The organism is Paractinoplanes hotanensis (genome assembly GCF_023717965.1).
GTDB classification, from domain to species: domain Bacteria; phylum Actinomycetota; class Actinomycetes; order Mycobacteriales; family Micromonosporaceae; genus Actinoplanes; species Actinoplanes polyasparticus.
On the sequence record NZ_JAMQOL010000038.1, the window covers coordinates 216,694 to 230,166 of the forward strand.

General features: G+C 69.3%; 15 protein-coding genes and 1 pseudogene. 11 read left to right on the top strand and 5 right to left on the bottom strand.

Annotated features, from left to right (window positions below; all coding sequences use genetic code 11):
* The first annotated feature begins 11 nt into the window (after window positions 1-11).
* Window positions 12-266, top strand: a complete 255-nt coding sequence (locus tag LXN57_RS27165; protein WP_285904681.1) for a thioredoxin family protein — start codon at window positions 12-14, stop codon at window positions 264-266.
* Between the two features lie 44 nt (window positions 267-310).
* On the opposite strand, the gene LXN57_RS27170 is transcribed toward LXN57_RS27165, so the two are convergent.
* The 3 genes from LXN57_RS27170 to LXN57_RS27180 all read right to left on the bottom strand — a co-directional run bounded on the left by LXN57_RS27170 (window position 311) and on the right by LXN57_RS27180 (window position 2,099).
* Window positions 311-445, bottom strand: coding sequence for a hypothetical protein (locus LXN57_RS27170; RefSeq protein WP_507185054.1), 135 nt, complete (start codon window positions 443-445; stop codon window positions 311-313).
* Between the two features lie 2 nt (window positions 446-447).
* Window positions 448-1,101, bottom strand: coding sequence for a sigma 54 modulation/S30EA ribosomal C-terminal domain-containing protein (locus LXN57_RS27175; RefSeq protein ID WP_251801056.1), 654 nt, complete (start codon window positions 1,099-1,101; stop codon window positions 448-450).
* Window positions 1,102-1,244: 143 nt separating this feature from the next.
* The gene (locus LXN57_RS27180; RefSeq protein WP_251801057.1) at window positions 1,245-2,099 is read right to left on the bottom strand and encodes a slipin family protein; all 855 of its coding nucleotides are present in this window, start codon (window positions 2,097-2,099) and stop codon (window positions 1,245-1,247) included.
* A 353-nt stretch (window positions 2,100-2,452) separates the two neighbouring features.
* Between LXN57_RS27180 and LXN57_RS27185 the strand changes: the two are divergent.
* The 9 genes and pseudogenes from LXN57_RS27185 to LXN57_RS27225 form a co-directional block, all read left to right on the top strand.
* Window positions 2,453-2,959, top strand: a pseudogene (locus LXN57_RS27185) (phosphoribosyltransferase); the annotation flags it as partial.
* 177 nt (window positions 2,960-3,136) lie between these two features.
* Window positions 3,137-3,790, top strand: coding sequence for a dienelactone hydrolase family protein (locus tag LXN57_RS27190; protein WP_251801074.1), 654 nt, complete (start codon window positions 3,137-3,139; stop codon window positions 3,788-3,790).
* 114 nt (window positions 3,791-3,904) lie between these two features.
* Complete coding sequence (acsA, locus tag LXN57_RS27195) at window positions 3,905-5,737, top strand: acetate--CoA ligase (RefSeq protein WP_251801058.1); 1,833 nt, start codon at window positions 3,905-3,907, stop codon at window positions 5,735-5,737.
* Entirely contained in the window at window positions 5,737-6,741 is a 1,005-nt protein-coding gene (pdhA, locus tag LXN57_RS27200) for a pyruvate dehydrogenase (acetyl-transferring) E1 component subunit alpha (protein ID WP_251801059.1), read from the top strand. Before acsA ends, pdhA begins: the two co-directional genes overlap by 1 nt.
* Window positions 6,738-7,244, top strand: a complete 507-nt coding sequence (locus tag LXN57_RS27205; protein WP_251801060.1) for an alpha-ketoacid dehydrogenase subunit beta — start codon at window positions 6,738-6,740, stop codon at window positions 7,242-7,244. Before pdhA ends, LXN57_RS27205 begins: the two co-directional genes overlap by 4 nt.
* A gap of 74 nt (window positions 7,245-7,318) precedes the next feature.
* A complete protein-coding gene (locus LXN57_RS27210; RefSeq protein WP_251801061.1) occupies window positions 7,319-7,717 on the top strand; it encodes a transketolase C-terminal domain-containing protein in 399 nt (132 codons plus the stop codon).
* The gene (locus tag LXN57_RS27215; protein ID WP_251801062.1) at window positions 7,710-9,065 is read left to right on the top strand and encodes a dihydrolipoamide acetyltransferase family protein; all 1,356 of its coding nucleotides are present in this window, start codon (window positions 7,710-7,712) and stop codon (window positions 9,063-9,065) included. Before LXN57_RS27210 ends, LXN57_RS27215 begins: the two co-directional genes overlap by 8 nt.
* The gene (locus LXN57_RS27220; RefSeq protein ID WP_251801063.1) at window positions 9,062-9,304 is read left to right on the top strand and encodes an acyl carrier protein; all 243 of its coding nucleotides are present in this window, start codon (window positions 9,062-9,064) and stop codon (window positions 9,302-9,304) included. Before LXN57_RS27215 ends, LXN57_RS27220 begins: the two co-directional genes overlap by 4 nt.
* A 140-nt stretch (window positions 9,305-9,444) precedes the next feature.
* Entirely contained in the window at window positions 9,445-10,359 is a 915-nt protein-coding gene (locus LXN57_RS27225; protein ID WP_251801064.1) for a universal stress protein, read from the top strand.
* Here the strand turns inward: LXN57_RS27225 and LXN57_RS48375 are convergent.
* Both LXN57_RS48375 and LXN57_RS27230 read right to left on the bottom strand, forming a co-directional pair.
* Window positions 10,267-10,890 carry a sigma 54 modulation/S30EA ribosomal C-terminal domain-containing protein gene (locus LXN57_RS48375; protein WP_369077295.1) on the bottom strand — a complete coding sequence of 208 codons (624 nt, stop codon included), beginning with the start codon at window positions 10,888-10,890 and terminating at the stop codon, window positions 10,267-10,269. The genes LXN57_RS27225 and LXN57_RS48375 overlap by 93 nt on opposite strands.
* Before the next feature lie 186 nt (window positions 10,891-11,076).
* The gene (locus LXN57_RS27230) at window positions 11,077-12,249 is read right to left on the bottom strand and encodes a carboxylate-amine ligase (RefSeq protein ID WP_251801065.1); all 1,173 of its coding nucleotides are present in this window, start codon (window positions 12,247-12,249) and stop codon (window positions 11,077-11,079) included.
* A gap of 571 nt (window positions 12,250-12,820) precedes the next feature.
* Between LXN57_RS27230 and LXN57_RS27235 the strand changes: the two genes are divergently transcribed.
* Entirely contained in the window at window positions 12,821-13,309 is a 489-nt protein-coding gene (locus LXN57_RS27235; protein ID WP_251801066.1) for a hemerythrin domain-containing protein, read from the top strand.
* The last annotated feature ends 164 nt before the right edge of the window (window positions 13,310-13,473 follow it).

Below are 13,473 nucleotides of genomic sequence, written 5' to 3' on the forward strand. Positions count from 1 at the left end.
AAAGGACACTCATGATTATCACAGTGCTTGGTCCCGGTTGCGCCAAATGTGTGGCCTTGGAGCGCCTCACTCGCGAGGTGGTCGACGCTCTCGGGGTGGAGGCCACCATCGAGAAGGCCGACGACTACGCCACGATCCTCGGCTACGGAGTGACGGCGACGCCGGCGCTCGTGGTCGACGGGAAAGTCGTCGTCTCCGGACGAGTGCCGACTGCCGCCCGGATCCGCGAACTGCTCAGCCCGTCGGCAGCCAACGGCGAACGGTGAAGACCGCTCCGCCCGGCCCGGCAGATGATCGGGCGCTGCATGGCTCACCAGAGAGAGGTGACGACACCGAGATCGCCGTCGAACCTGCGGTACAGGACGATGGCGCGGCTCGACCCGATGCCGGTGAACGCCAGGAAGGTGGCGTGCCGGGTATCGAGCAACCGTACCGCTTCCGGCACAGTCAACGCCGGCAGCCGGTCCGGGCGGTCCGGTCCGGGCACCCCGGCGGCAGCAACTGGGGACGGGCGGCTGCCAACCGGAACCCGGCGGCGCCACCCCGCACCACGACGGTGTCCTGGCCGCTCACGTCTTCCACGAACAGATGGAAGTCGTAGTCCCGTAGGTCCAGCGCCAGGGTCGCGGCGCCCATGTCCTGTACGGCCAGCGGGAAAGCCTTGTGCCGGGTGATCCGCCGGGCCGTGCTCTTGGCCGTGACGGCCTGCGTCGGGCCACGAGCTGCCCGCCGGTCCCATGGCTCGTCGCCGAAGGACGGTGGCCCGATCTCATCGGCCGCGAGGCGCCGTTGCAGACGCCGGATCCGGGGTGCCAGCGAGGATACGACGCGATCGACGGCCAGCGACAGCACCCCCGCTGTGCTCTGGGACCGCACCAACCGGCCGTCGAGCTCGACGTTGACCTGAACGACGGCAAGAGGCCTCCGACCCGAGCTGTGGTACTCGGCGAGCTTCACCCGAGCGTGTTCCGCCGCGGGTATCGAGCGCAGCAGCCTCGTGAGGGTGCCGTCGGTGTACGCGATGTCTTGTGCGGTCACCGAACCGCGGACGAGGATCGCCACGTCGCGGTCGGCGGTGACGACAGTCCTGAATCCCGGCATCAGCACCTCCTGTGCCGATCTACTGTCGGTGACGGAGAGATCACCCACAAGGGGCCGAAGGTCCCGTCCGGCCGTGGCGTCGCGACGGCTGACGCGAAGGGGTCCCGGCCGCCGGATGCGACGGCGACCGGGACCGGGAGATCTCAGGACCGGTTGACGCCGGGGAGCAACGACGCCGGAGGGTCGGAGCCGTTGGTCGGCGCCACCTCAGCTGCCGGGCGCCGGCTGGCGGCCGCCTCGCGGGTGAGGAAGGTGCCGAGCTCGCCGATGGTGCTCATCAACGGCGCCGGGAAGACGACGGTGGTGTTCTTGTCCACACCGATCTCGACCAGCGACTGAAGGTTGCGCAGTTGCAGGGCGAGCGGGTGGTCCATCATCGTGTCGGAGGCGGCGCCGAGAGCGGCGGCCGCGAGCGATTCACCCTCGGCATTGATGATTTTGGCCCTCTTCTCCCGTTCGGCCTCGGCCTGCTTGGCCATCGCCCGCTTCATCGCCTCGGGCAGCTGGATGTCCTTGAGCTCGACCAGGGTGACCTCGACACCCCATTCCACTGTCGTGACATCGAGAATTGTGCGGATGTCCTCGTTGATCTTGTCTGTTTCGGAGAGGGTTTCGTCGAGGGTGTGCCGGCCGACGACCTTACGAAGTGTGGTCTGCGCGATCTGGTTGATCGCCGCATGCACGTTCTCGATCGCCACCACCGACTTGATGGCGTCCACGACGCGGAAGTAGGCGACCGCGGAGACGTCGACACTGACGTTGTCCCTGGTGATGATTCCCTGCGACTGGATCGGCATGGTGACGATGCGCAGCGAGACGCGGCGCATGACGTCGATGATCGGGATGAGCAGCCGCAAACCAGGGTCACGTGCGCCGACGACGCGGCCGAGGCGGAACACCACGCCACGCTCGTACTGCTTGACGATGCGCACCGACAGAACCAGGCCCAGCAGCAATATGGCCGCGACGACGATGAGGACTGTGGTCGTGGTATTCATCGGGAACTCCTTTCCGCACGAGCCGGGGGCATGGAATGCCCGGGCGCAGTACGTGCTCCACTCCACAGTCGTGTCGTCCGGGAGCCGCAGGACAGAGCCGAACGTCCCGAGATGGGGCGTCCCAGGCCGCGGGCAGGCTGTCTCGGATCCCCGCGGTGGCCTGGCCCGTCAGGGCCGGGTTTCGATGCGGCAGGTCGTCGCCGCAGCCGACCGTCCCGTGTGCCGACGATGTCGGTCTACTCAGATCCGGGCGCCGTCGCGCGAGGTCGCCGGCAAACACGCAGGGTGGGAGCCCGAAAGCCTCGGGTCCTCGGCCTCTGACCGCGGTGGCCGCGGGCGTGCACGATGGAATCATGACTGAGGTGCTGTTTCGCGATCGGGTGGCGGCCGGCCAGGCGCTGAGCCGCCGGCTCGCCCGGCTGCGGGACGCCGACGCGGTTGTCCTCGGTCTTCCGCGAGGTGGGGTGCCGGTGGCGTTCGAGGTCGCGGCGGCGCTGCGGCTCCCGCTGGACGTCATCATCGTCCGCAAGGTCGGCGTGCCGGGTGACCCCGAGCTGGCCATGGGAGCAGTAGCGGAGGACGACGCGACGATCGTCAACTCCGGCGTCGTGGCGACGTACCGGGTGAGCGATTCCGACCTGGCTTGCGCCCAGCAAGCCGCTCGGGCCGAAGTGGCACAGCGGGCACGGCGACTCCGTGGCGGGCAGCCGCGGAAGCCGGTCCGGGGCCGGACAGCGATCATCGTTGACGACGGAACGGCGACCGGTGCCACCGCACGCGCCGGATGCCACGTAGCGCGAGAATGGGGAGCGTCGCGGGTCGTGGTCGGTGTCCCGGTCGGTGCCCCCGATGCGGTGGCCGCCCTCGCGGCGGTGGCTGACGAGGTGACGTGCCTCGGGCAGCCGGACCCGTTCCTGGCGGTCGGCAGGTACTACGAAGACTTTGCTCCGACCACGGACGCCGGAGTGGCCGCACTGCTCGAACGCGCCGGCCGGCGGACACCCGGCGTACAGGTCGCCGCCCGGCCACCGTTCGTCGTGCGGACGACGGTTCATGCGGGTGGCGCGACGCTGGAAGCCGAACTGGACGTGCCGCCGAGCCCCCGAGGTGTTGTCGTGTTCGCTCACGGCAGCGGCAGCAGCCGGCACAGCCCGCGAAATGGGGCTGTGGCCCGCCAGTTGCGTGCGGCCGGGCTGGCGACGGTGCTGCTGGACTTGCTGACAGCCGACGAGGACCGGCACAATGTCTTCGACGTCGCGTTGCTGGCCGGTCGGCTGGCCGAGACAGTCCGTCAGGTCCATCAGTGGTCGGCCACGGCCTCTCTGCCCGTGGGTCTGTTCGGAGCCGGCACAGGCACTGCGGCGGCGCTGCAGGCGGCGACCGATCGCGACCTGCACATCGCCGCGATAGTGTCCCGCGGCGGTCGCCCGGACCTGGCCTGGGACAGCTTGGCCGAGGTCGTCGTGCCGACCTTGCTCGTCGTCGGTGGGGCCGACCATTTCGTGGTCGAAGTGAGTCGTCGCGCCGAGGCACGACTGCGCGGCCCGAAGCGCCTGGTGGTGCTGCCCGGGGCGGGTCACCTTTTCGAGGAGCCCGGCGCGCTGTCCGTCGTGGCCGAAGTCGCCGCCTCCTGGTACGCCCGCTACCTGGGCGGCGTCCCGGCTGCTGAGGGCACTCGGCAGGGCGGGTAGCCAGAGGCTGCCCGCGCGGCTGATGCACTGCCCCTCGATCCACTCATGGGGCGGGGACCAATGACACCCCGGGGCGGGGACGGAAGCCTCTAGTCGGCCGGTCGTCGTGTGGGGATGGTCGGCTCAGGGCCGCTCTCAACGTTGGGTGCGTTCCGGTGGGCGAAGGGCGGCAACGATGCAGACCTGGGATCCGATTCGCAAGACATCAGCGGAGCGCGCGAGCGCGAACATCGCGGACTACGCGCTGACCAGGGAGACCTTTCCTGGGAAGAGGCACGTGCCAGGCACCTGAGCTGGCTGCCGAGCGGTCGTCTCAACATCGCGTACGAGGCAGTGGACCGGCACCTGGAGACGGATCGCCGGGACCGGGTGGCGATCCGCTGTCTCGGCCGGCACGACCAGGTGACCGAACTGACCTATGCCGACCTGGCCCGCCAGACCGGACGCTTCGCCAACCTCTTGGGCGAACTCGGTGTGCGCCGCGGGGAGCGAATCTTCCTCCTGCTCAACCGCAGCGCCGAGCTGTACGTCGCGGCGCTCGGCACGCTGAAGTTCGGGGCGGTGCTGTCACCGCTGTTCCCGGCGTTCGGACCGGAACCCGTGCGGGAACGAATAGTCCGCGGCGACGGGGTGGTGCTGGTGACCACTCCTGAGTTGTACGAGCGCCGGGTGGTGCCGATCCGTGACCGGCTGCCCGGCCTTCGCCACATCCTGGTGACCGGCGACACGAACCCGCCGGCCGGCACGACGAGCCTGACCGCGGGGCTCGCCCGAGCGGCCGACAGTTACCCGGTCGCGCCGACCGGACCGGAGGATCTCGCTCTGCTGCATTTCACCAGCGGAACCACCGGCCGGCCCAAGGGCGCCATGCACGTGCACGGCGCCGTGCTGGCCCACTACGTCATTGCCCACTACGCCCTCGACCTACGTCCCGACGACGTCTTCTGGTGTACCGCTGACCCGGGCTGGGTGACCGGAACCTCGTACGGGATCATCGCACCTCTGGTCCACGGCCTGACCATCGTCGTCGACGCGGCCGACTTCGACGCGAAGCGGTGGTATCGCATCCTGGAGCAGCAGCGGGTCTCGGTGTGGTACACCGCGCCCACCGCTCTGCGCATGCTGATGCGGCACGGAGCCGCCCTTGCTCAGAACCACGATCTGTCGGCGCTGCGCTTCGTCGCCTCCGTCGGTGAGCCGCTCAATCCCGAGGTGGTGGTCTGGGGCAGTGAGGCGCTCGGTCATCCGGTGCACGACAACTGGTGGCAGACCGAGACGGGCGCCATCATGATCGCCAACTTCGCCGGCACCGACATCAAGCCGGGGTCGATGGGACTTCCCATGCCGGGCGTGGAGGTGGGCCTGCTCGAGCGTGGAGCCGACGGGCGCGCCCTGGTCACCGACGGCCACGTACGCCCGATCGAGCTCCCCAGCGTCACCGGCGAGCTGGCCCTGCGGCCCGGTTGGCCCTCGATGTTCCGCGGCTACCTGCACGATGCCGAGCGGTCGGCAGAATGCTTCGCCGGGGGCTGGTACCTCTCCGGCGACCTCGCGACCCGGGACGCGGACGGCTATCTCTGGTTCGTCGGCCGGGCCGACGACGTGATCAAGTCGGCCGGTCACCTCATCGGGCCGTTCGAAGTCGAGAGCGTTCTGATGGAGCATCCGGCGGTGGTGGAGGCCGGCGCCATCGGTGTGCCCGACCCGGTGGCAGGAGAGGTCGTCAAGGCGTTCGTCACACTGCGGCCGGGCATTGCGGAGTCCGAGGACCTGCGGCTCGAGTTGCTGGGGTTCGGCCGGCGCCGGCTCGGCGCGGTCGCGCCCAAGACCATCGCGTTCGACCAGCACCTGCCGCACACCCGCAGCGGCAAGGTCATGCGACGCCTGCTCAAGGCCCGCGAGCTCGGACTGCCCGAGGGCGACCTGTCGACTCTGGAGAGTGTCTGATGACCAGCACACACACCGCCTCGAAGCACCACGCCGCGGTGGCCCAGCGCACCGATCTTTTGCGCCGGATGCTGCTCATCCGGCGCTTCGAGGAGCGCTGCATCGAGCTCTACAGCGCCGCCAAGATCCGCGGCTTCATGCACCTGTACATCGGCGAGGAGGCAGTAGCCGCCGGGGTCATGCCGGCGCTGACGCCCGCCGACGCCGTCGTGTCGACCTATCGCGAACATGGGCACGCGCTGGCCCGCGGTGTGTCCGCCGAGTCGATCATGGCCGAAATGTACGGACGGGTCACCGGGTGCAGCCGCGGCCGAGGCGGCTCCATGCACCTGTTCGACGCCGCCACCCGGTTCTACGGCGGAAACGCCGTGGTCGGCGGCGGTATGCCGCTGGCCATCGGCTTGGCCTTGGCCGACGCGATGGCGCACCGGCCGGTGGTCACCGCCTGCTTCTTCGGCGACGGGGCCGTCGCCGAGGGCGAATTTCACGAGTGTCTCAACCTCGCCGTGCTGTGGCGGCTGCCGGTGCTGTTCTGCTGCGAGAACAACCGGTACGCGATGGGCACCGCGATCGAACGCACGCACGCCGTCACCGACCTCGCCAAACGGGCGTCCTCCTACGGCATCGACGCCAAGGCGGTGGATGGCATGGACGTCGAGGCGGTCGCGCGCGCGGCCAGCTCGGCGGCGCACGCCGTCCGGTCCGGCGACGGTCCGCGCTTCCTCGAACTCAAGACCTACCGCTTCCGAGCGCATTCGATGTACGACTCCGATCGCTACCGGGACAAGGCCGAGGTCGGTGAATGGCGCCGTCGGGATCCGATCGACCTGCTGGTCAACCGGATGCGGGAGAGGAAGCAGCTCGACGAAGACTCGCTGGCCCGGCTGGAAAGCGAGGTGGCGTCCGCGGTCGACGTCGCGGTGGCGTTCGCTGAGGCGGGCGGCCTGGAACCGGTCGAAGACCTGACCCGCTTCGTCTACGCCGAAAGGACCGGCCGGCCATGACCGCCATGACGTACCGGGAGGCGATGCGTGAGGCTATCCGCACCACCATGCAGGCCGATGAGCGAGTTTTCCTCATGGGGGAGGACGTCGGCCGGTACGGCGGCTGCTTCGGCGTCAGCCTCGGCCTGTTGGAGGAGTTCGGCCGGGAACGCGTCCGGGACACGCCGTTGTCCGAGTCCGTCTTCGTCGGTGCGGGCATCGGGGCCGCGCTCGGGGGGATGCGGCCGATCGTGGAGATCATGACGGTCAACTTCAGCCTGCTGGCGCTGGACCAGATCTTGAACAACGCGGCCACGTTGCGCCACATGTCCGGCGGCCAGTTCGGTGTGCCGCTGGTCATCCGGATGACGACCGGCGGCGGCCGGCAACTCGCTGCGCAGCATTCGCACAGCCTGGAAGGCTGGTATGCGCACATCCCGGGCCTGCGGGTGGTAGCCCCGGCGACAGTGGCCGACGCCCGAGGGATGCTCGCTACCGCGCTCGACGACCCGACCCGGTACTGATCTTCGAACACGGCAGCCTCTACAACACCTCCGCCGAGGCGCCGGACGCTTGCGTCGCCGACATCGACCGCGCTGTGATCCGCCGTCCCGGCCGGGACGTCACGCTGATCGGGTACGGCGGGACGGTTGCCACCGCGCTGACCGCTGCCGGCCTGCTCGCCGGCGACGGGATCGACGCCGAGGTGGTGGACCTGCGGATCCTGCGGCCGCTGGACGACACCACCATCATGGCCTCCGTCGCCCGCACGCACCGGGTGGTCGTCGTGGACGAGGGATGGCGCACGGGTAGCCTGGCCGCCGAAGTCAGCGCCCGCATCGTCGAGCAGGCCTTCTACGAGCTTGATGCCCCGATCGCCCGGGTCTGCTCGGCCGAGGTTCCGATGCCGTACGCGGCACAGCTGGAACGGGCGGCGCTGCCGCAGCCGGAAGGTGTCCGGGCCGCGGTCCGCGAACTGGTGACCACCGATGGCTGAGTTCCGGATGCCTTCGCTCGGCGCCGACATGACCGACGGCGTGTTGCTCGAATGGCTCGTCAAGCCGGGCGTCGCCGTCCACAAAGGCGACATCGTCGCGGTGGTGGACACCGACAAGGCCGCCATCGAGGTCGAGTGCTTCGACAGCGGCACCGTCCAGCAAATCCTGGTCGAACCCGGCACCCGGGTGCCGGTCGGTGCGCCGCTGGCTGTCATCGCATCGGGGGAGCAGGCCATCGAACCGGCGGCCGGCGAACAGCCCACCTCCGGCCCGGCCCGGCCTGTCAGACCAGTGCCGGACGGCGAGCCTTCCGCCGTACTGTCCCTGCTGGTACGCCACGACGCGTCGACCTTGCACGTCGATCTGAGCACCTTGCACGGCACCGGGCCGGGTGGCCGGATCACCCGGATTGACGTCGAACGGGCCGCCGCCGAGCCAACGGTCCCGACAGCACCCGCCCCACCGGCCGGCCGGGACCGGGCCAGAGTCTCGCCCCGGGCCCGGCGACTCGCCCGTGACACCGGGGTCGATCTGTCAACCGTGACCGGCAGCGGTCCGGCCGGCGCGGTCAGCGCCGCCGACGTCCAGCAGGCGACCAGACCGCACCAGGCCGCGTCGCAGCCGACCACCACGGCGACGCCCACGACCGGCGAGACCAACGCCACCGAGCAGGCGGCACAGCGTGCAGCAGCCATGCGCAACACCATCGCCGCGCTCATGGCACGGTCGAAGCGCGAGATCCCGCACTACTACCTGACCGAGGCCATCGACCTGACCGACGCCCTCAGCTGGCTGCACGACCGGAACCAGACACTTCCCGTGCCGCAGCGGACGGTGCCGGCCGCCCTGTTGCTCAAGGCGGCTGCCCGTGCCGCCAACGAGGTTCCCGAGCTGAACGGATTCTGGATCGACGACCACTTCCTGCCCGCCCCCTCCGTGAACCTGGGAGTCGCGGTCTCCCTGCGCGGCGGCGGCCTGGTCGCACCGGCCATCGCCGACGCCGACGCACTGAGCCTCGACGACCTCATGAACCGCCTCAAGGACCTGGTGACCCGCACCCGAGCCGGCCGGCTGCGCGGCAGCGAGCTGTCGAGCCCCACCATCACCGTCTCGAATCTCGGCGAGCAGGGCGTCGAGTCCATCATCGGGGTCATCTACCCGCCACAGGTGGCGCTCGTCGGCTTCGGGACGGTCACCGAGCGGCCCTGGGCGGTACATGGCCTGCTCGGCATCCGCCGAGTGGTCACGGCAAGTCTCGCCGCCGACCACCGAGCCACCGACGGCGCCACCGGCTCCCGATATCTGCGGACCCTGGCCCGTTTACTGCAACGACCGGAGGAGCTGTGAATCGCACCGACACCCTCGCCGCCGTCCGGGCGGCGCTGCACGAGGTCGCGCCCGAGGCCGACCTCGACCGGCTGGAGGCCGCCACGGACATCCGGGAGTTCCTCGAGCTCGACTCGCTCGACTTCCTCAGGTTCGTCGAACTACTGAGCGAACGCACCGGGCGCCGCATCGACGAAGACGACTGCCCACGACTTGCGACGACTGGCCAAGCCTGCGAGTTCCTCGCGCACGCCGCCTGATCCGCGCCGGTCGGACAGCAGATCGAGGTCGGGCCGGACGACCCTGTCCGTAGCCCGTGGACAACGATATATCGGAAGGAGCAGAGAGTTGCTCTGGTGGTTCGTCTACCTGAGAACCGTCCCACCGGTGCACTCGGCGTATGTGGGGGAGGTGGGTGACGGTGCAATCACCACGTTCCGTACCCGTGGTCGTCGGCGTGGACGGGTCGCCGTCCAGCCTGTCCGCGACACTTCTCGCCGCCCGGCACGCGGCCGCGTACGAGTGTCCCTTGCATATCGTGCACGCGTTCAACTGGCTCCCCCGTCGGCCGGCGCCCATCGACGCCGGATGGAGAGGCACTGACACCGAGACTGTCACGGGGCCGGGTGCCACCGCCAAAGACGTGATCCGACGCGCCGTGTCCGCGGCTCACACTGCCGCGCCCGGCGTGGTGATCACCACTCGGCTGCTGGAAGGTGCCGCCACGTCGACGCTCCTGCGTGAGGCCCGCCTCGCCGCCCTGATAGCCGTTGGCGACGGTGGCTTGTCCACCCGCGTTTGCCTGCCGACGCACTCCGTCGCGGTGCACATCGCGGCCCGCGCCGCCTGTTCGGTTCTGGTGGCCAGGTCGGCGGCCCCGTCCGGCGGGCCGATCGTCGTCGGAGTCAACGGATCGCCGTCGTCGGAACGGGCCCTCGACTTCGCCTTCGACCTGGCCGCCCGGCGCCGGGCCGAACTGGTCGTCGTACGAGCCTCGATGCCCATCCCCGGAGCCGGCACGCGAGACTATGACGAACTGCGCGTCCTCGTCGATCTCGTCGCCCCGCGTGAGGACAAGTATCGGCTCACGGCGCGTGTCCGCCTGCAACGCGGGGAGCCGGAAGCAGTGCTGGTCGCTGCGTCGACGAGAGCCCGGCTCATCATCATCGGCGCCCGCGGCCGGCAACCTTATCGAGGTCTGCTCGGCTCGGCGGCGCAAACGTTACTGCATCACAGCCCGGCACCGATCATTCTGGTACGCGGCTTGATGCGAGCCCGGCTCGAGGGACCACGCGCTGTGGTCCCTACCGGGTGACGCTTGGATGCTGACGGTGGACAAGTGGTATCCGGTCTGTCGGCCGCGATGGACGACGCTGTCCTGGCGGTCGTGGTCGTTGATGAGCAGATGGAAGTCGTAGTCGCGCAGGTCCATAGTGAGCGCGGCGGTGGCCGCGTTCTGTATGGCCAGCGGGAAGGCCTTGTGACGGACCAGCCCCCGTGGCTGCCGGCGTGGCCGTGCGTAGGTGGGAATGATTCGTGGCGTCCGCCTGTGCTGCCATTCGTCGCCGCTGAATGTCGGTGGACCGGCGCCGTGCGCCAAACGGGCTCCGAGGCGCTGCAGAGCCCGCGGCACTGATGTCGTGACCTGCACGACGCACAGGGGCGCCTGGCCGCGACCGCTGTACTCGGCGATCTTGATTTTGAGGTGCCGTGGAGGTGGTCCCGTGGCGACCGCACCGGCCACTGCCCTCTGGGCGTAGACGATGGTGGGTGTGTCGACGGGACCGCGAACATAGATGTCGGAGATCTGCGGCGAGGCCGCAGTGGTGTTGCGAAACCCTCGCATGCGTTCCTCCCGCAGACCACCGTTGCCCAGCCGATTCCAAGTTTCCAGGGCCGAAGGTCCCGTCTCGCCGAAGCCGACCACGATGGACCGCGCAGCCTCCTGACGCCGAGGAAGCAGTTGCGCAACGAGCGGGAAAGGGATGGCGGTGTCTGCTCGGCGGCACGACGCGGAAGCTCGTGACTGTCGTCATCGGCCCGCTGCGTGGTGGTGGACGGAGTGGTCCTGAATCATCGGGTCCCGCGGACCGTGTTGTCGAGGGTCCGTCGTCCAGGTGGTCGTGGTCAGCTCGGCCACCAGATCGGCGGGGGAACTCGCGCGGTTCCAGGCTTTGCGCTGGCGTTCTGCTCCGGCACCGCGGCCGGCGACCACGCGCAGCAGACGACGCGCGGTTCGCTCGTCCCCGAGACTGGCGAGCGTGGGGCCGATCTGGTCGGCCAGGCGATTCACCAGGTGCCACGGATCAGTGCGGAGACCGGTCCACGGGTCGATGGCGTAACCTGCGAGTCCGTATCGTGCGGCTGCCTGCAGACTCGTGCGAACTGTCGTCCCGTCCACCGAGGGGACCGGTTCGCCCGACCGTGATTCGGCGATGCACGTCGCGACCAGTCCGCGGACGAGCACGGCCACCAGCACAGCGGTGTCGATGTCGGGGCAGACGTCGGCGACGCGGACCTCGACGGTCGGGTATCGGGGTGACAGCCGAGCGAGCCAGTAGACGCTGCCTTCGTCGAGCGCCGCACCCCGCTCGATCAGTCGGTGCAACGCGCGGTCGTAGGCCGCAGCGTCCGGCCAGATCGACGGTGGCCGCCCGGTCGGCCAGCGAGCCAAGGCAGGGTACCGGCGGCTCGCCCAGCCGGTGTCCCGGCCCTCCTCCAGCGGCGAGTTGGCGCTGAGCGCGAGCAGGGTCGCCAGCCATGGCCGCAACCGGTTGAGGACCTGCACGCCGGTGTCGCGCGACGGCACGCCGACATGAACGTGGCAGGCGCACGTGCCGGAGACGGCGGTGAGTACAGGATAGCGTCGTGCCAGCTCCCGATATCGGGGGTTCTCGGTGAGCGCGGACAGGCCCGGCGCGGGGTAGGGCGAGGTGCCGCTGGCCACGAGCCGGCAACCGCAGGACCGAGCGGCATCCGATGCGATTTCGCGCAGGCGTCGCAGTTCGGCGCGCAACTCGTCGGTGGTCGCGCAGACCCGGGTCGCCACCTCGACCTGGTATCGCATCAACTCGGCGCGGGGTCCGGGCTGACCGCGGAGCAGACGGAGAACGCGTGGTGCTTTCGGCACTGGCCGACCGTTGTGGGGATCGAGCAGTAGGAACTCTTCTTCCACGCCGAAGGTCGGCGGGCTCTGGTCCTTCATGGGGCGTGCCTCAGCTCGGGCAACGGACGGCGTACCGGGTTCTGGTCCGATCGTGTCGGTGTCGGCGGGATCGGACTTCGGTCCGGCACGGCGGTCGCAACACCGCCTCGCCCGGTCCGGTTCGGACATCGGGACGATCGAGGACGAGGGTGCGGCGCTTGGCTGGTTGTTCGGGCTCGCTGCTGCAGTGCACGATGCCCCTCCTCTCGCCGTTCGCTTGACTCCACGTTCCGCCCAGGCCGCCGCCCGTGGCAGAGCCGGCGGGCCCGGTCATAGGGGTAGTTCTGCCCTGCTTCATCGACTGAGATCACTGATGTCGGCCCTTGAGGTCCGGCCCGGCGGCTTTCCGCCGACCACAGACCGGCCGGACTGGTACAGAACTCGGTGTGTGGGCGTTGGTCTCGTCGACGCCCTGAAACCGGGACGAACGCCTCTGTCGGCAAGGGAGTGGGGACGGTGACGGTGGTAGACGGGATCGCCCACCAGCGGCGCCGGGGGGAGGAGTCACGGCCGGTGCGTTGCGGGTCGAGACCATCGGTACACCGGCTGTTCGACCGTGAATGGGGTTCACATGATCCAGGACATCGTCGACTTCTCGTCGATGCAACACGACCGGATCCGGCGGCTCTGCGACGAGGTGGATACGGCGGGCCGTTCCGGCAAACAGCGTCTGTTCAACCAGCTCGCCGAGTTGGTGAGTCGCCACGAATTCAGTGACCGCAAGGTCATCTATCCGTCGGTCGTCGATCACACGACGGGTGGTGCGGCGGACGCCGTGGCGTGCATGGTGGAGGCCGGCAACATTCTGCGCGAGCTGTCCGGTCTTCAGCGGGTCGCGGCGGATGACGTCACGTTCGACGCGAGATTCGCGAACCTGCATCGCGTCCTGCTGAATCACATGGCCCATGAGGAACGCGCGGAGTTCCCACTGCTGCGTCTATACGTTCCTGCGCAACGCCTGCACGCCATGGCCAATGAGGCCCATGACGTGCAGACCATGCGTAGACGCGGGAGCGGCCGATCTGGTACGAGCCCTGCAGCGTCGAGAGGAGCTCGCTGAGGTAACGCGAGTCGTCAGGTTGCGGGCCGAGGCGCAGCACGCGTCGGTGGCGTTCCAGCAACGATCGCCCCGGTCGTCGGTCGACTAAGGGCTCGCCGAGAAATAACACGTTGGTTGGATCTTTATCGGGCGGGGTTTAGGACCGTTTGGTGCCGGCCGCGAGT

Excerpts from the sequence above, each read along its gene's own strand:
- LXN57_RS27165 (WP_285904681.1), top strand. The coding sequence starts at position 12 with ATGATTATCACAGTGCTTGGTCCCGGTTGCGCCAAATGTGTGGCCTTG.
- LXN57_RS27175 (WP_251801056.1), bottom strand. The coding sequence starts at position 1,101 with ATGCCGGGATTCAGGACTGTCGTCACCGCCGACCGCGACGTGGCGATC.
- LXN57_RS27180 (WP_251801057.1), bottom strand. The coding sequence starts at position 2,099 with ATGAATACCACGACCACAGTCCTCATCGTCGTCGCGGCCATATTGCTG.
- acsA (WP_251801058.1), top strand. The coding sequence starts at position 3,905 with ATGGTCGGCTCAGGGCCGCTCTCAACGTTGGGTGCGTTCCGGTGGGCG.
- pdhA (WP_251801059.1), top strand. The coding sequence starts at position 5,737 with ATGACCAGCACACACACCGCCTCGAAGCACCACGCCGCGGTGGCCCAG.
- LXN57_RS27205 (WP_251801060.1), top strand. The coding sequence starts at position 6,738 with ATGACCGCCATGACGTACCGGGAGGCGATGCGTGAGGCTATCCGCACC.
- LXN57_RS27215 (WP_251801062.1), top strand. The coding sequence starts at position 7,710 with ATGGCTGAGTTCCGGATGCCTTCGCTCGGCGCCGACATGACCGACGGC.
- LXN57_RS27225 (WP_251801064.1), top strand. The coding sequence starts at position 9,445 with ATGTGGGGGAGGTGGGTGACGGTGCAATCACCACGTTCCGTACCCGTG.
- LXN57_RS48375 (WP_369077295.1), bottom strand. The coding sequence starts at position 10,890 with ATGCGAGGGTTTCGCAACACCACTGCGGCCTCGCCGCAGATCTCCGAC.
- LXN57_RS27230 (WP_251801065.1), bottom strand. The coding sequence starts at position 12,249 with ATGAAGGACCAGAGCCCGCCGACCTTCGGCGTGGAAGAAGAGTTCCTA.
- LXN57_RS27235 (WP_251801066.1), top strand. The coding sequence starts at position 12,821 with ATGATCCAGGACATCGTCGACTTCTCGTCGATGCAACACGACCGGATC.